The 15,950-nt window shown below is 65.3% G+C and carries 13 protein-coding genes and 1 pseudogene; 8 read left to right on the top strand and 6 right to left on the bottom strand.

Annotated elements, in window-relative coordinates; genetic code table 11:
• Positions 1-43: 43 nt before the first annotated feature.
• Positions 44-160 (bottom strand): PEGA domain-containing protein, encoded by a 117-nt coding sequence (locus Poly30_RS17325; protein ID WP_419190308.1) that lies wholly within the window; start codon positions 158-160, stop codon positions 44-46.
• Positions 161-871: 711 nt separating this feature from the next.
• On the opposite strand from Poly30_RS17325, the pseudogene Poly30_RS28620 reads away from it, so the two are divergent.
• Positions 872-962 (top strand): annotated as a pseudogene (locus tag Poly30_RS28620) (transposase); the annotation flags it as partial.
• 192 nt (positions 963-1,154) lie between these two features.
• Positions 1,155-2,363, top strand: coding sequence for a transposase (locus Poly30_RS17315; RefSeq protein WP_145199911.1), 1,209 nt, complete (start codon positions 1,155-1,157; stop codon positions 2,361-2,363).
• An 824-nt stretch (positions 2,364-3,187) separates the two neighbouring features.
• On the opposite strand, the gene Poly30_RS17310 is transcribed toward Poly30_RS17315, so the two are convergent.
• Complete coding sequence (locus tag Poly30_RS17310; RefSeq protein WP_145199908.1) at positions 3,188-4,231, bottom strand: hypothetical protein; 1,044 nt, start codon at positions 4,229-4,231, stop codon at positions 3,188-3,190.
• Positions 4,232-4,671: 440 nt separating this feature from the next.
• Between Poly30_RS17310 and Poly30_RS17305 the strand changes: the two genes are divergently transcribed.
• A complete protein-coding gene (locus tag Poly30_RS17305; protein ID WP_145199905.1) occupies positions 4,672-5,055 on the top strand; it encodes a hypothetical protein in 384 nt (127 codons plus the stop codon).
• A gap of 32 nt (positions 5,056-5,087) precedes the next feature.
• Here the strand turns inward: Poly30_RS17305 and Poly30_RS17300 are convergent, their stop codons facing one another.
• Positions 5,088-7,184, bottom strand: a complete 2,097-nt coding sequence (locus Poly30_RS17300; RefSeq protein ID WP_419190307.1) for a sigma-70 family RNA polymerase sigma factor — start codon at positions 7,182-7,184, stop codon at positions 5,088-5,090.
• A 172-nt stretch (positions 7,185-7,356) separates the two neighbouring features.
• Here Poly30_RS17300 and Poly30_RS17295 point away from each other — a divergent pair, with 172 nt between their 5' ends.
• On the top strand, positions 7,357-8,454 hold the full coding sequence (locus Poly30_RS17295) for a transposase (RefSeq protein WP_145199899.1): 1,098 nt from the start codon (positions 7,357-7,359) through the stop codon (positions 8,452-8,454).
• A gap of 222 nt (positions 8,455-8,676) precedes the next feature.
• Here the strand turns inward: Poly30_RS17295 and Poly30_RS17290 are convergent, their stop codons facing one another.
• Positions 8,677-9,348, bottom strand: a complete 672-nt coding sequence (locus Poly30_RS17290) for a TFIIB-type zinc ribbon-containing protein (RefSeq protein WP_145199896.1) — start codon at positions 9,346-9,348, stop codon at positions 8,677-8,679.
• A gap of 3 nt (positions 9,349-9,351) precedes the next feature.
• The gene (locus Poly30_RS17285) at positions 9,352-9,621 is read right to left on the bottom strand and encodes a hypothetical protein (protein WP_145199893.1); all 270 of its coding nucleotides are present in this window, start codon (positions 9,619-9,621) and stop codon (positions 9,352-9,354) included.
• Between the two features lie 359 nt (positions 9,622-9,980).
• Between Poly30_RS17285 and Poly30_RS17280 the strand changes: the two genes are divergently transcribed.
• Positions 9,981-12,590, top strand: coding sequence for an FG-GAP repeat domain-containing protein (locus Poly30_RS17280; protein ID WP_145199889.1), 2,610 nt, complete (start codon positions 9,981-9,983; stop codon positions 12,588-12,590).
• A gap of 73 nt (positions 12,591-12,663) precedes the next feature.
• Here Poly30_RS17280 and Poly30_RS28615 read toward each other — a convergent pair whose 3' ends face one another.
• A complete protein-coding gene (locus tag Poly30_RS28615) occupies positions 12,664-13,284 on the bottom strand; it encodes a hypothetical protein (protein WP_419190306.1) in 621 nt (206 codons plus the stop codon).
• A gap of 76 nt (positions 13,285-13,360) precedes the next feature.
• Between Poly30_RS28615 and Poly30_RS28610 the strand changes: the two genes are divergently transcribed.
• The 3 genes from Poly30_RS28610 to Poly30_RS17265 all read left to right on the top strand — a co-directional run bounded on the left by Poly30_RS28610 (position 13,361) and on the right by Poly30_RS17265 (position 15,762).
• Positions 13,361-14,221 (top strand): tetratricopeptide repeat protein, encoded by an 861-nt coding sequence (locus tag Poly30_RS28610; protein WP_419190305.1) that lies wholly within the window; start codon positions 13,361-13,363, stop codon positions 14,219-14,221.
• Positions 14,218-14,808, top strand: coding sequence for a transposase (locus Poly30_RS17270; protein ID WP_419190304.1), 591 nt, complete (start codon positions 14,218-14,220; stop codon positions 14,806-14,808). The genes Poly30_RS28610 and Poly30_RS17270 overlap by 4 nt, the downstream gene beginning before the upstream one ends.
• A gap of 315 nt (positions 14,809-15,123) precedes the next feature.
• Positions 15,124-15,762, top strand: a complete 639-nt coding sequence (locus Poly30_RS17265; protein ID WP_145199879.1) for a hypothetical protein — start codon at positions 15,124-15,126, stop codon at positions 15,760-15,762.
• The last annotated feature ends 188 nt before the right edge of the window (positions 15,763-15,950 follow it).

The following is a 15,950-nucleotide window of genomic DNA, read 5'->3' as shown; positions in this document are numbered from 1 at the left end:
TTGACCTGCATCGTCGAGCTCGGCAGCCTTACGCGGCGGCTTCCTATCCCGTGGGTGTGATCGTTGCTCTGACCCATCGGCGCTTGCCCTCTCGGACTCGCACGCTCTGCTCATGGGCTTCGTATCCGGGGAGCCATAGGCGTACGGTGTGTTCGCCCACCGGTCCCGAGTCCACAGCTCGGAGTTTCGACCCAGCCGGCCCCCCCCTCGTCCGGGATCCACTGGGCGTTGTTGCATGAAGATTGACCGGTCATCCAGGGCCCCATCCCAACCAGGGTGAACGAACAACCTTCTCGGACGTCGGCCATCCGACTGAGCGCATTCGATTCAGTAGGTTACGCGCGACGACCGCCTCCGTTTTCTGCGAGCCTTGAGTGCGCGCGTAGACGGCCGCCGATGACAGTTTGCCGTGCGGCCCCGGGTCGTCACCTCCACGGGGCTCCCATTGTTCCGTCTGTGAGAGGGTAACCGAAGCGTGAGTCCCACCTTCCCAAGCGCCGCATCCCCGCCATGCTGGCGCGGATGAAGAACCACACTCTCCGACCACGCGCCCACTACGATGCCCCGTAGTGTCCCACCGGCCAGCTCACGCTGCGGCGGGCGGCAGATGGCGCAATCTGCCGCCCACCTCGTCGATCGAGTCTTCCCGGACGTCCCGGTTCGCCAGTGGGTTCTGTCGATGCCAAAGCCTCTTCGGCTGGCGCTAGCGATGGACGCGAACCTCTGCCGCGATGTGACGCGCGCTCATCTACGTGCCGTCTCGGCGTCGTACGTGCGTCGGGCCAAGGCAGCGCTCGCACTCGAGCACCAGGAGCCGCTCCCCGAGGGTGTGACTCCGACGGCCACCAGTGACTCCGTTCAATTCCACCCCGGAGCGGTGAACGCGACGCAGAGATTCGGGTCAGCGCTCGAAGCCAATGTCCACTACCACTCCCTCTACCTGGACGGCGTCTATGTGACGCGCGGCGCGTTCGATCGCCCCGAGTTCTTGCCTGCCGGCCCTCTCAAATCCGACGAAGTCCAGCGCGTTCATCGCGACGTGATCGCTCGGATCCGGCGCGTGCTGGAGAGGTACGATCTGAACCCGATCGCCCTGGGGCTGACGCCACGCGCCGGTGACAAAGAGGCCGCTGAGTTTGCTAACTCAGTGGAGCATGAACAGCCGCTCCTGGACTTCGGCGATGCGCGTGACGGTTCGTTCTTTGGGATTAAATGTTCACTTCCACTCCCTCTACCTGGACGGTGTGTACGTCACGCGCAGCGCTTTCGAGTCTCCCGTCTTTCTGCCCGCAGATCCTCTCACGTCGGCGGAGGTCGAGCGTGTGCACGGCGACGCGATCGCGCGCATCCGTCGTGTGCTGAAGCGCTTCTCCCTCGACCCGATCGCACTCGGTATGCCCCTACGCAAAGGCGACGACCGCCCTTGGGAGTACGCGGACGCGGGCGCTGATGAGCAGCCGCTTCTCGATTTTGGCGACGCGCGTGAGAATGCGTTCTTTCCGGCCCTGAAGGCTGCCTCGGTGAAGTCGCTGGTGCCTTTCGGTGCTGGTGCTGGGCAGCCGCTGAAGCGCCTAATCGACCCTGATCTCGGCCTTGCGTTCCAGTCGTCGGGTTGGGGGAGTCAGTACGTGCCGCCTCCACTGGTGGTGAACGCTGACGGGTTCTCGTTGCGTGCGCTGATCCGGAAGGGTCAGCGGGCGCAACTGGAGAAGCTCTGCCGCTACGTGACAAGACCCGCCATCAGTCTGGAACGCTTCGATGTCCGTCCCGATGGGATGGTCTCGTGGCTGCTGCGCAAGGCCTGGCGTGATGGGACCAAGGGCTTCGTCATGACGCCGTACCAGTTCATGGCTCGACTGGCAGCGCTCGCGCCGCATCCGCGCGAGCATCAGCTGACGTATCAGGGAGTGCTGGCCCCGGCCTCATCATTGCGTGATCTGGTGGTGCCGCGTCCCGTGGTTCGGAAGGAGCCGAAGGATGTGGACGTCGCCGATGAAGACGGCTCGAAGAGTGCGGAGGAGCGGTCGAAGGACCAGAGATACATCCGCTGGGCAGATCTTCTGAAGCGGGTGTTTTCGGAAGATGTTCTCAAGCGCCCGCGCTGCCGCGGGCGCAGGCACATGATCTCCGTGATCACAGATCCGGAGACAGCGCGGAAGGTGCTGGAGGGGGGTGAGAGCGGCGGCGAGGAGGTCATCCGATTCGCTGGGTGGGAGAGACCCGTCGTCGCCAGGGCCGAGCCGTTCCCCACCGGCAGAGCCCGAGGTCCGAATACCGATGCCGCCACGGCAGGGGCGGTTGGACTTCGGGAAGTAGGGCGCTGCGGAAGAGCGGCGCGCGGGCCATCGGGCTCGGCGATATGAGATCAGCCAGCACTCTTGGGAAGGGTGCTGGCTGCAGGTCGTGGTGAAGCGATCCAGCGGTGCCGTTCGGAGAGGGGGAAATCGGGGGAGTTCCGCTCACCGAAGAGCCCGATGGCTGCCCGGGCGCTCCCGCGTGGCCGGTGAGGATGGGGGTAGCGGTGAATCGGGCCCCAGGCTACGGTGACTGGCGTGTCGACACACCGCTTGGAGTTCCTATCCGTCAGGTCGTGGTGAAGCGATCCAGCGGTGCCGTTCGGAGAGGGGGAAATCGGGGGAGTTCCGCTCACCGAAGAGCCCGATGGCTGCCCGGGCGCTCCCGCGTGGCCGGTGAGGATGGGGGTAGCGGTGAATCGGGCCCCAGGCTACGGTGACTGGCGTGTCGACACACCGCTTGGAGTTCCTATCCGTTTTCAGGCTCGGGAAGAATGGGCCCTCACGCGCGTCGCCGAAGTCGAGCAGGGGTTGCTCGTAGTTGCCGTCAGTGGGGAGCCCACTCCCGCAGCGCGGATCGCAGATCAGACTGAGATGGTCTCAGATCGAGGCATGGAGCCGCTTTGGCGAGCCAGGGTGGGCTCGCTTAGGCGAACTGGCACTGGTACCGCTTAGGCGAGCTGGGGGCTCGGGGTTGTGGCAAGGGTGGGACCGCTTAGCCGAACTGCGAGTGGGTTTGATACCCCGAGCCATGACAGCCCACGCGTTCGGAACGACGCACATCACGCCGGAATTCAGCCCCACCCGCGCGGCTCGTTCGGCTCGTTCGGCTCGTTCGGCTCGTTCGGCTCGTTCGGCTCGTTCGGCTCGTTCGGCTCGCGAATATGGTGGGGTCAGTCCACTGCCGCCGAAAGCTCCCTAAATCCGGCTAGATAGTTGGCGATAAAGGACTCCATCCTGCGTCGCTCAAGCAAGACGGTCTTACCGAGGGCGACAGACTCGAGCGGAAACGCGACCCACACTTGGCACATGTCGCTGCTACCACCAATCAACTCATCGAGCGACACACCTGGAACGCTGACCTGCAGTTCGACGTCACCAAAGCCGAAACGGCCGTACCAGACCCGCGCCCCTAACTCGCCCGCAGCCTCAGACGTATCCCCGTTCGACCACCTAATGTCAGGGATCTTAACACCTGGCAATAAGGAATCAAATGGGCCACCGTCCCTCGCCCAATCGATCACGTCTAAGACCTGAGTCGTCATTTTTGAATCCGCGCCTGCGAGACGTTGGACACTCCAAGTGAGTGGATCAAGGAACAGGCTCGAACGAGGTGCCTTGAGAAGAGCTCTCGCCTCCCGTTCCGGCACGAGACGCACAACCTCATTCAGCAGGTCAATACGCCTCTTGAAATCAACAGGAAAGGAACCCGCGCCGACTTCCGTGAGCGCTTCACTTATTGCTTGACAACGCTCTTGGTCCAACTCGGATCGCACCGCCGAATGGGGTTCCAATGGCAACAAGAAACGAACCAATGCCTCATCGTATAGCTTTCCGACAAGTGAACCCAGGACCGTCAATGACGAGGTCGCCCGAATCACCCAAGGGAGCTGCACATGGGTACCAGCTGCACGAATAAGCTTCACACCAAGCGGATCCAGATCATTGACTGAGAGAGACGCCAACGTAAATCGCTGCACGAACTCAGGATCACCGCGCACTATACGCTCAGCAAGCAATTGGCTCGACTCGTCTTCTGCACTGAGCACGACAGCGAGAATCTCCGTGCCCCGATCAGATGCGTTGGCGCACGCAGCGCCTAAAGAAGTAAACATTTCCAATCTAGAATACCACCAAAAATCAATGAAGACGACAAGGCCAACGACAACATCATCGCGGAACTGGCATAGCCTTCGGCCAGCAAATCGCTCGTCCACCAACGACCGACGACAGAACCGTCGAGTCGCATGAGTAAAAGAGCCGCGACAACAGCTTATCCCGCGAAATGATCTCAGCTTAGCGAGAGTTCCCCAAAGTACGAAAACTCCCGCTGGACGCGAAATGCCGCGCCACCCAAGCACACTCTGGATGGCCAGCACGACCCCACCACTGACGGCAACTACGAGCAACCCCTGCTCGACTTCGGCGACGCGCGTGAGGGCCCATTCCCAGGCTACGGTGACTGGCGTGTCGACACACCGCTTGGAGTTCCTATCCGTGTAGCACGCTGACGAAAGGCCGCCATTCTTGGCGGTACTGGACCCGACCCAAAGCTGCCACGGGCGCTGCCTTCCGGCGGCAATGCGGCGGACTTCGCGCTATCGGAGTAGAGTCCGAGGAACTGAATGGCCGGCTCGTGCAGGCGTATCCTCTGAACATGAGACTTCCCGCCTCCACCCATCGCTTCTACCAGGCCCACTGGGTCCTGAGACCCGTCGTGCTGGCCGTGCTCGTCTATGGCACGCTGCTGCGCTTTGCGAGCCTTTACTTCCTGGCGACTCTGCGCTTTCCCGAGGTGGGCGGCGACCCTGACTACGGTTCTGGGTGGGACCGTCTTGGCTCCGGGCTGACGATTCTGAATCTCTTATTGGCCGGCTTACTGGCCCGCGAACTGCATCTTTCCCGGAGGCGCGACGCGACTCTGCGGCGCGCTCACTTCGCCGGAGCGCTTCTGGGGCTCGTCTATCTCGGGTCGCTCCAGTGGCTCATCTTCCGGGCCCCGGATGTTTTCACGGCGCTGCTGCCGGCGACGCATCGGTAGCCGTCGTGGTCTCTTCGCCCGGTCCTCTCACGCTACTTCTTCTGCAGCTGCACCGAGGCTGCGCGGTCGCCCTCATGGATCGTCAGCTCGGCCTCGTAACTTCCACGGCAAGCCTCGACGATCCAGTCTCCGGGAGAAAGGCCATAGATCACAAAGGCGCCACTCTCTTCGGCAAAACCACTGAGGACTCCACCGCCCGAGGTAACGTGGCGCTTGCGCGCGCCGACGGTGCGCTGGACCTCGCCCATCGACGGACCTGCAACGCCAGTTGGAAGCTGGCCGCGCAGAGTGATACCAGGAAGCGTGTAGTCGACCGTCGTGACCTCGCCCGGCCGCAGCAGGAGAGGCGCGGTCTCCGTGACATGGATGCGCTTGCTGTGGTTGGGTGACGTGATCTGAACCTCGTAGACTCCTGATCGGATGTGGAACTCGAAGGTTCCGTCCAGTCCATAGGTCGTTCTCTGCTCCAGGCTTTCCAAGGGAGGAGCCTCGGTCCCTTCCATCTGCGGTTCGTTCCGCGTCTTGACCCAGATCTCGGCGCGGCGGAACAGGAAATCAGTGGACTGGACTACCTCGCCGTCGGCGTCGACCACACGGCCACGCAGGATCGATCCACCGTTCTCGAGGGCGGGCGGAAAGTCAACCTGTCGCGCTTCGCCGTGCTCGAGGTGGAGCTTGACGAAGCGGCGTGGGATCTGCCGGGCAGACTCCGTCACGTCGTTCCAGACGCCTGGCATCAGCCACAGATCTTGCTGCCCGGCGGTGAGCTCTTCGAATCGGTAGCGCCCTTGATCGTCCGTTTCAGCATGCTGGCCGGACAGTGTGAGGTACGCGTCAGGGATCGGTTGACGGCCCGCCGACGGATCCACCACGGAGCCGAACACGACCGCGGTTCCGAAGTGGAAGACAAGGGACGTCCCCTTGTTTCTCTCCAGCCGAGCGGAACCGGACCGCTTCGTTCCCTTGGGGGTCACGACCTCGACGTGCCAGCTGTCTATCTCGAGTTCCTCGAATCGCACGGGCTCGAAGGGCCGGCCAGGCACCGCCTCCGGGACCGTGCGCTCCGTCCGGAGCGCATCGTCGGGAATTCTGGGAGGCGCCCACCCGGAGTACATCTTGCGGCCCCGGACCAGCGTGATCTTGGCACCTGCGATCGGGTGGTCGTCTTCGTCCACGATCCACACGTCGAGGGTTCCAGCCGGCGGCGGTGGAAGGTCTTCGAGCCGGAGCCTCTCGGTCGGCGCGGGACCCGGCTCCGTAAGAGGCTCGGGAAGCGAGTCGCGCGCGACGACTGGCCCGGAGACATCGGCCAGCGGTGTGGGGGCAGGGAGGTCAGCGTTCTCAGCCGTGATTCTAGACGGCAAAACGGGCTCCGGTCGGGGGAGGTTCCACCAGGCTGCGCCGATGGTGAGAGCCGCGAGCGCTGCGCCTGCTCCGAGGAGGACTTTGACATTCATGAGTGCAAGCCAGGGAAGTAGGGAAAGGCCGCTGGAGGCGGTGGTGACCGCGGAGGTCGCGGCGAGGGAAGTCGCTGGCCTTTCGCTCCAGCTGATGAGCGCGAGCGCGGCCCAAGAGGTGTCCGTGCCGTGGGACCTGTCGTGGCGACTCAGCTCCTCCCGGAGCTTCTCGCGCCCGCGCCGAAGACGCGTTTCCACGGTGCGAGGGGAGACCCCCAGGGAGCCAGCGATCTCCGCCACGCCGCGGCCATCGAAGTAGCGCGCGAGGATGGCCGAGCGGTACGGCTCGTCGAGTTGCTCCACGGCGGACACCACGCGTTTCGTGAGGCCGAGCCGCTCGTCGGCGTCGCCGGGACCGAGCGCGATCGGCGGGCGGGCCAGGGCGTGGTCGCGCTCCCGATTTGCCCGGTGCCGATCCTTACGCCAGCCCGCGCGCGCCTCGTTGTGCAGGATCCCGCGCAGCCAGCCGCGGACGCCGCCGCTCATCCTGGCGGCGTGCAGGGCGTTCTGCCGCTTCAGCGCGACCAGCGCCGTCCGCTGGACCAGGTCGTCCGCGGCCGCCTCGTCCCGCGCCAGGCGCACGGCCAAGCGGCGGATCCAGTCGAGGTGCTCGAGCCAGGATTCGGCCGGGTCGTCGTCGCCTGGGCGATGGGCTGGAGGGGAGAGGGTCACGGCGAGGGGGAGAGCCAGAGGTGCGGGTCGGTGGAGGTCCGCACAGGAGTGTCCATGATCTGCCTGGACCCTTCAGAAATCCGGGCGCGATCTGTCTGACGGAAGTCACCCGGGAGGCTTCATGCGTTTCCCATAGGATGTCGGCCCGCGCCCGCCCGCGGCGACCCACCCCATGGAAGACCTCGTCGAACTCGACCAGCCCGTCGGCCGTCAGCCCGTGCGCGCCTTCGTCGCGGCCGTGTTCCTGGCGGTCCTCGTCTGCACGGGCGCGGCCGAGGTGCTCTTCGCGCCCGAGCCCCTGCAGCTCGTGGGCCAGGAGCGCCGGGATCAGGTGGCGGCCGAGTCCGGCCTGGAGCTGTGGGACGGCTCGCTGGCCCGGGCCATCGAGACTGATTTTCGCCTGCGCGGCCGCGTCCGTCGATGGCTCGCGCCGTACTGGGCCGCGGCCATGCTGAAGCTCGGCGATACGCTGAAGTCGCTGATTCCGTTGGGAGAGGCCGCAGGCCGCCCGCTGAAGCGCCTCATCGACCCTGATCTCGGCCTTGCGTTCCAGTCGTCGGGTTGGGGGAGTCAGTACGTGCCGTCTCCACTGGTGGTGAACGCTGACGGGTTCTCGTTGCATGCGGCGACGCTGATCCGGAAGGGGCAGCGGGCGCAGCTGGAGAAGCTCTGCCGCTATGTGACGAGGCCCGCTATCAGTCTGGAACGCTTCGATGTCCGTCCCGATGGGATGGTCTCGTGGCTGCTGCGCAAGGCCTGGCGTGATGGGACCAAAGGCTTCGTCATGACGCCGTACCAGTTCATGGCTCGACTGGCGGCGCTCGCGCCGCATCCGCGCGAGCATCAGCTGACGTATCAGGGAGTGCTGGCCCCGGCCTCATCATTGCGTGATCTGGTGGTGCCGCGTCCGGTGGTTCGGAAGGAGCCGAAGGAGGTGGACGTCGCCGATGAAGACGCCGCGAAGAGTGCGGGGGAGCCGTCGAAGGACCAGAGATACATCTGCTGGGCAGATCTCTTGAAGCGGGTGTTTTCGGAAGATGTTCTCAGCTGCCCGCGCTGCCGCGGGCGCAGGCACATGATCTCCGTGATCACAGATCCGGAGACAGCGCGGAAGGTGCTGGAGGGGGTGAGAGCGGCGGCGAGGAGGTCATCCGATTCGCTGGGTGGGAGAGACCCGTCGTCGCCAGGGCCGAGCCGTTCCCCACCGGCAGAGCCCGAGGTCCGAATACCGATGCCGCCACGGCAGGCGCGGTTGGACTTCGGGAAGTAGGACGCTGCGGAAGAGCGGCGCGCGGGCTATCGGGCTCGGCGATATGGGATCAGCCAGCACTCTTGGGGAGGGTGCTGGCTGCAGGTCGTGGTGAAGCGATCCAGCGGTGCCGTTCGGAGAGGGGGAAATCGGGGGAGTTCCGCTCACCGAAGAGCCCGATGGCTGCCCGGGCGCTCCCGCGTGGCCGGTGAGGATGGGGGTAGCGGTGAATCGGGCCCCAGGCTACGGTGACTGGCGTGTCGACACACCGCTTGGAGTTCCTATCCGTTCGGCGCTGCACCTGTCATGGGCGGCCTCCAGTGCGTCGTGCAGATCGAGCGTACGGAAGCGCGCCAGATGATCGGCCGTGAAGTGAAGGGTCTCGCGCAGCGCGCTCGACGGCTCGTAGGTATTGCGGCCGCCGCAGAAGGGGCACGCGACGTAGTGTGCGCGGAAGAGGTTCTCGGTGACCTCGACGTCCGCCGAGCAGAGCGTGCAGCGGAACGAGGTTCGCGCCCCGCCCATCGTGCGCGCGTGCAGCCGCTCGGCCACACGCCCGCAGAGCACGGTCTCCCAGCGGGTCACAAGGGTAGAGGATGCGTCGCTCAGCGTGGAGCCCTTCCGACTCTCCGCGAGCTCGTCCCAGTGCACTTTTTCCGGGTCCGCGGCGCGGAGCTTCGGGCGGACCTGGTCATGCCAGGTCTCGTGGATGCGACCCGTGAGGTTTTGAACCTGCCTCTTGACCGCCGCGGTCCCGTTGAGGAACGGGACGACGCCGCCGTCCTTCGCGAGTGCGAGCTCCTGGAGAGCAGGCTCCGCGTCCTCCAGGGTCTCCTGCAACGTGGCCTCGATCTTCGCGAGGAACGCTTCCCAGCGGGCGACCAGCGCCGCCGCTTCCATGGCCCGAGATCCCATGGCTCAAGAGTCGGTGGTACTGACTCCGGGGTCAATGCCGGGGTCCACGTCCTCTGTCATGAACCTGTCACCGCAATACGCGCACACCCGCAGATCCGTGCCCTTGGGCCTGCCCGCTCCGCACCTCGGGCACTTGCGCGCGGCCATCGAGGCCTGCTCCAGGTTCGGTCGCGCCGTCGTCGCCTTGGAGGTTCCGATGATGCCGCCAAGGAGTCCACGGCGCCGCGCGGCGCCCTCGCTTCCATGTCCGTTCTGCTCGTTCGTTTCACCCATTCTGCTTGCCGCTTCCCGCGGGCTACTTCGGCATCTCCTCTGCAGAACCGTAGCGGAACCAAGGCTGGCGGGAATGAAATCTCACCGCGAGTTATCGACCTGCGGCGTGATCCCATTCCCGCCATTTTGGTTGCGGTACGGTACTGCGCCAAGAGCTGACTCGCTCCTGATGGGCCAAGTTCGATGTAGGCCGTACTGCGGGGGCTCCGCTCGGCGAAGTGGCCGCGTGGGCGCTGCGGTGTGGCATGTCCCGGGAGGGAGATGGCGAGAAATCGGGCCTCTAGGTACGGTGTGAGCGGCGTTGACACCCCGCTTGGACTTTCCATCCATCACTTTCTCCTTCGCCTCTCCCGCTCGCCATGAATGTACTCGCAGGTTCTAGAACGTCACTGCTCGCCGCCGCGCTCACTTGCGCCGCATTCAGTCAAGACTTCGGCCCACAGTCGCTGACGCTCGACGCTTTTCCCAGTGGATTCAGCAGTGCGCTTGCCGACTTCGACGGTGATGGAGACCAGGATATCGTGGCCGTGGGGACGGCGCGCGCGACGGCGGTTTGGTTGGAGAACGTCGGCGGCGGACGCTACCTGGGTCAGCGGGAGCTGGGTCCCGACGCCGTGCGTTCGGAGAAGTACGACGTCAAGGCGGTTGATCTGGACGGCGATGGTGACCCCGACGTGCTCTTCAGCGGCCGTGCCCCGCAGAAGGTGGGCTGGTACGAGAACCTTGGGTCAGGTCAGTTCGCAGAACCGCGCGCGATCTCACAGGCGGGGGGTCAGCTCAACGACGTCCAGGCGATCGATGTGGACAGCGACGGATTCCTGGACCCCGTCGTCAACGTCCAGGGCACCCTCGTCTGGTTCCCGAACCTCGGTGGCGGGAACTTTGCGGCCCAAGAGGCGATTGTCCCATCCCCTGGTGCCTCGACCGGTTTCGATGGCGTTGACCTGGACCAAGACGGGGACCAGGACATTGTCTTCACAAACGCCAACCAGAATCAGATCAAGTGGATCGAGCAGACGAGTCCTGGAGTCTGGGCGTCTCCGGCGTTGCTAAGCACAAGCATCAGCAGTCCTTCGCGGCCGCAGGTCGTCGACGTGGATGGAGATGGCCTGCTCGATCTCGTGGCGGTCAATGAGTCGGCGGACGTGGTCGTATGGCTACAGGGCCTGGGCGCTCTCATGTTCAGTACGCCACAACTGGTGTTCGCCCCGTCTCATGGGACGGTCGCCGAATACCGCATGGGGGACTTCGACGGCGACGGAAGTGTCGATGTCGTTGGGCTGGGGTCTGACACTGAGGCGTACCAATGGTCACGGAACCTCGGTGGAGACTTCTCACAGCCCCAGGGGATCGGCGAGGAGACTCTCATGCGGGAACTCAAGATCGTTGACCTCGACGGGGATGGAGACCTGGACATCCTCGCGACCGAAGAAGCTCGGCTGCTTGCGTTTCGCTGGGAGGCGGGGGGCTTCGACGCGGCTACTCAGCTTGGCGTGGCCACGAATCTCGCCCCGATCTTCGAGACGCCGGATCTGGATGGAGACGGCCTGGCCGACCTCGTGATGGCGGGGGAGCTGGGTGACAGGAATTACACGTGGTACCGCAACAGCGGCGGCGGAACATGGTCGACGCCCGGAGAGTCGTTTTCGATGCGAGAGCCGCAGCAGGTCAAGGGGGTCGACATCGATGCGGATGGCGATCTGGATCTGGTGGCGTCGGGGGGCTCCTATGACGCGGCCCGAGCGTGGGTGCATTGGGTCGAGAACCTGGGCGGTGGAATGCTCGGTGCCCCGCGCACGCTTCATTCGGATCTTGCGGACAGCGGCGCCACGTTCGAGCTGGGTGACTTCGATGGCGACGGCGACTGGGACCTGCTCTGGAGCCATGAGAAGTTCATTGGGTCCCTCACCACGCGCTTCGAGTGGATCGAACAGACGGCCCCCGGGGTCTTCGCTCCTGGGCCCGTGCTACCGGACAACTTGCTGCAGAACTCGTTCCGCCTCGGTCAGGTCAACGGCGATGCGTTCGCCGACGCGTTCCAGATTCGGTTCCAAACGGGACAGAACCGACTCACGTGGCGCGCCGGCGATGGGGGCGGCCAGCTCGGACCGGAGATGATCATTCGTGACGCCGCCTCGCCACGCATTGCGGAGGCTCGGGTGGCGGACATGGATGGCGACGGGCACGACGACGTCGTGGTCTTCGGCGACAACGGCGTGGACCTGCACTTGTGGCAGCCGACACTTTCGGCGTTCGGACCTTCGACTTCGATCGACTCGGTGGGCGCTTGGCTGATCGGGGGTGTCCTTCGTGACGTCAACCGTGACGGCCGGATCGACGTGTTCATTTCGTCCACCGGTGTGGCGGCACGCTGGAGCGAGAATCTGGGTGGTGGGTTGTTCGGTCCCGTGCAGCCCTTGCCTGAGGTGGATCCGGGCTCGAGGGTACTCGCTCTCGGCGACGTCGATGGCGACCTCGATCTGGACGTACTCAAGCTGACGTCCATCGAAGGGCTGGCCTGGAATACGAACCTGGCCAGGTTCGGGGAAGGCTACTGCGGTCCCGCGGCACTCAATTCCTCTGGGGCGTACGGCGCTATGTCGGCGGCGGGATCGAAGGTCATCGCGGACAACGACGTGGTGCTGGTGGCCGAGCGCCTTCCAGCGCTCACGTTTGGGTTCTTCCTTGTGGCACCCGGCGACGGCTTCGTGGTCGCAGCGGGCGGGTCCCAGGGGAACCTGTGCCTCGGTGGTAGAATCGGGCGCTTGAACCGCGGCCCGGCCGAGATCTTCCGTACGAACACATCTGGTGAGGCATCACGCACACTGAACGTGCTGGACGTGCCGACGCCGACGGGCTCGGAAGCCCTTCTTCCAGGTGACACGCGCTACTTCCAAGCGTGGTTCCGCGATGCCCAACCGACCGTCACATCGAACTTTACCGCGGGACTGCGGATCCAATTCGAGTGACCAGAACGGGTGCGGTATGGGCATCGCGCAGTGGCGCTGGTCGAGGAAGTCCTGCCTCGTCCAATGGTTCGGGCTAACTCCTCCGGCCCGCCGACTTCCAGGTCGTGAACGCCGAAAGGACCGTGTCGAACGTCGCGAGTAGGGCCAGCGCCATCGTCACGTAGCCGAGCGCCGTCTTCCACCAGGTGCCCTTCAGCTGCCCCACGTGATGGCGGAACGGCAGGTTCGGGGCGGGCGCCATGAGAAACAGCGCGATCACGAGCCCCGGGATCAGAACCATCAGGCTGAATTGCAGGCCGGCGCGACGCCATCTCACGCTGCTCGACAGGCCGATGCCCGACGTCATCTTCGCCATCCCGAAACACATGGCGGCCAGCCCGCCGACGTACAGGGCGAACCTCCCCATCTGGAAGCCCCGCTGGGCCGACCAGCCAGGATCGATCGCGTCGATGAGAAGCCCCGTCCCCAAGGCGAACGCCGGGACCCAGAAGAGCGCGATCGGTGCGGACTTCGACGCGGCCGCCGCCTGGCCGATGCCCCAGCCGGCCACCGCGAGCAGCAAGGCCGCTGCGATGTCGTGGAGCACATCGATGTCGTTCCATTGCAGATCGACCGCGTCGAAAATGAGGCCGGCGATCAGGGCGGCGAGGCCGATGCGAAAGCGCGACAGGTGCTGGGGCTGGAGTTCGTCCATGGCACGGCGCAGGGTAGCGCTTCAGAAGTTCGCCGCGCGGGGAATTCACGTGGGGCGGGGACGTAGGCTGGGGTCCATGCCCACTTCCCTGTCTGATCGGATCCGCCTGGGTGTAGCCTGGGCGCTCGTCCTCCTACCCCAAGGCTGCCAGTCCGTTCAGCGGGACGATCCGCGCATCCTGCGCGCTGAAGCCTCCACTCGGGCCGAGGCCTGGGTCGATGCCGCTTCGCTCTGGGGCGACATCTATCGGGACTCCAGCGGTGAGGATCGCCGCGCCGGGCTCGAGTCCGTCCGGGCGCTCGCGGCCTCGGGGCGCCCGGGCGTGGCCCGTTCGCGTCTCCTCGAGATGGAAGGGCATTGGCCCGAGGACGCGGAGATCCTGGAGCTACTCGGGGAGGCCCACGAGCAGGTAGGCGACGAGGAGGCCGCGCGCGACGCGTACCTGCACGCGTTGCGAATCGAACCCGGCAGGCCGTACGCGCTCGCCCGATCGGGACTCCTCGCCGGCGACCTCGCAGGAGCTTCGGACGAGGCCTTCGGTCCGGCCGGGTCGCTCGCGATGCTGCGCGCCGCGGGAACGCTCGCGTCCGTGGATGCGGAGTCGCTCTACCGGCTGGGGCTACGCGGAGCCGCCGCGGGCCGCTTCGATGAGGCCTTCGACGCGTTCCGTACGGCGATCGCCTCGGGAGAGCTCTCCACGCATGAGCGCATCGAGGCCGCAGCCGCCCTGGCTCCGGATCCGAGGACGATTCCGTGGCTGACGGCGGTCGTTCGCGAAGACCCGCTCCACACGCGCGCGCTCACGCTCCTGGGGAAGGCCCAGTTGAGCGCTGGCTACCAGGCGCGTGCGGTCGAGACGCTCGAGCTGCGGCGACCCTGGTCCAGAGGGGCCAGCGGGGCCAGCGGGGCCAGCTGGAGAAGCTGTGCCGCTACGTGACGCGGCCCGCCATCTGTCTGAAGCGTCTGGAGGTTCGCAGTGACGGGAAGGTCTCCTGGTCGCTACGCAAGCCTTGGCGAGACGGCACCAAGGCGTTCCTCATGACGCCGTACCAGTTCATCGCTCGTCTGGCGGCGCTCGTGCCGCATCCACGTGAGCATCAGCTGACGTACCAGGGCGTGCTGGCGCCCGCGTCTGCACTCCGCGACGAGGTCGTGCCGCGTCCAGTGGTTCGGAAGGAGCCGAAGGACGCAGAGGCGACCGCTCCAGATGCCTCGAAGGGGTCGGCAGAGGCGCCGAAGGCCCAGCGATATATTCGTTGGGCTGATCTGCTCAAGAGGGTGTTTTCAGAAGACGTTCTCCGCTGCCCACGCTGCCGTGGGCGTCGGCACATGATCTCTGTGATCACGGATCCAGAGACGGTGCGGAGGGTCTTGGAGGGGGTGAGGAAGACCGCGACGAGCCAGGCCGTGTTGGCGGGTGGGGGGGATGGATCCTCGTCAGAGGAGGGTCGCTCGTCACCGGCAGAAGCTGAAGTCCGAATACCCATGCCGCCTCGACAGGGGCGGCTGGATTTCGGGAAGTAGAGCGCCGCAGCAAAGCGGCGCGCGGGCCGCCGGGCTCGGTGAGATGAACACAGCCAGCAACCTTGCGGAGGGTGCTGGCGTCGAGTCGTGGTGAAGCGGACCGGTGGTGCCGTTCGTAGAGGGGGAAATCGGGCGAGTTCGGCTCAGCGAAGAGCCCGATGGCCGCTCGGGCGCTGCGGTGTGCCCTGTGCGGGACGGGGTGGTGCAGAATCGGGCTTCAGGCTAGGGTGACGGCTGTGGCGAAACCCCGCTTGGAATACCTATCCGTTGTGTATCTCCCTGCTGCCCATCTCTTCCTTGCGTAGGATGACGTGCATGCTGCTCGCCCTCGAAGACCCCCTCTGGTCTCGCCTCTACAGCGCCTACGGTCTCATCGATGTGGCCAGGATCCTGAGTGACCTGCGTGACCGGTGGTCGGTTGACGCGCTCAAGGACCTTTACTGGGAAACGCTCTTCCATCAGGAATCCCTCTATCCGGCCACCTACGCGGCCTTGCCGTGGCTGCTCGAGCTCCAGCCGGAGAACGGGTGCCTGGAGTCGGCCCTCTTCTTCTCCGCCGTCCTCGAATCGTCGGCGCCAGGATTCGCGACTCTCACTTCGAAGGAGAAGCAGAGTTCGGAGTTCGACGGCCTCTCCACGGCTGTGGAGGATCATCAGCACGACTGGCTCCCGCCGCCTCGGCAGCTGACGCGAGCGGACATGCACATTCTCGAAGCGCTGGAGGAGTGGTTTGCCCAAGCTCGCGTCACCATGGCAGAGATCTGTGTGCGCGAAGCGGAGCGTGCGCCCAGGAAGGCAGTCCCGCACCTTCTGCGCGGTCCCGTTTGCCTACTGAAGGATTCGACCCTCAGCCTCCCGTCCGACTCGAGCTGGCCGGATCGACTTCGAAGATTGCAGGCTCGACCGCGCCGCGAGAAAGACGCAGAGGGACAGTTAACTCTGTTCGCCGACTGAACTCCGCTCCTTTGCCCTGGTTCGCCGGCCTCCGAAAGGCCAGAGACCATCGATCCCGGATCTTCAGCTCGACCCGCGACACGGCCTGGCCTTCCTCCTCCGACACGAAAGCCGGCTCCGCGAGGACGATCGCTGCGATCGAGGATGCTACGAGCCCGGCAACAGAGCCAGCCTTCCGAAGCGTGCGA

The organism is Saltatorellus ferox (genome assembly GCA_007751475.1).
In the GTDB taxonomy this organism is placed as follows: Bacteria; Planctomycetota; UBA1135; order UBA1135.
Note: the sequence above shows the minus strand (reverse complement) of the source record. Positions and strands in the feature narration are given on the sequence as shown.

Excerpts from the sequence above, each read along its gene's own strand:
- Poly30_RS17280 (WP_145199889.1), top strand. The coding sequence starts at position 9,981 with ATGAATGTACTCGCAGGTTCTAGAACGTCACTGCTCGCCGCCGCGCTC.
- Poly30_RS17315 (WP_145199911.1), top strand. The coding sequence starts at position 1,155 with ATGAACAGCCGCTCCTGGACTTCGGCGATGCGCGTGACGGTTCGTTCT.
- Poly30_RS17285 (WP_145199893.1), bottom strand. The coding sequence starts at position 9,621 with ATGGGTGAAACGAACGAGCAGAACGGACATGGAAGCGAGGGCGCCGCG.
- Poly30_RS28615 (WP_419190306.1), bottom strand. The coding sequence starts at position 13,284 with ATGGACGAACTCCAGCCCCAGCACCTGTCGCGCTTTCGCATCGGCCTC.
- Poly30_RS28610 (WP_419190305.1), top strand. The coding sequence starts at position 13,361 with ATGCCCACTTCCCTGTCTGATCGGATCCGCCTGGGTGTAGCCTGGGCG.
- Poly30_RS17265 (WP_145199879.1), top strand. The coding sequence starts at position 15,124 with ATGCTGCTCGCCCTCGAAGACCCCCTCTGGTCTCGCCTCTACAGCGCC.
- Poly30_RS17290 (WP_145199896.1), bottom strand. The coding sequence starts at position 9,348 with ATGGGATCTCGGGCCATGGAAGCGGCGGCGCTGGTCGCCCGCTGGGAA.
- Poly30_RS17295 (WP_145199899.1), top strand. The coding sequence starts at position 7,357 with ATGGAAGACCTCGTCGAACTCGACCAGCCCGTCGGCCGTCAGCCCGTG.
- Poly30_RS17305 (WP_145199905.1), top strand. The coding sequence starts at position 4,672 with ATGAGACTTCCCGCCTCCACCCATCGCTTCTACCAGGCCCACTGGGTC.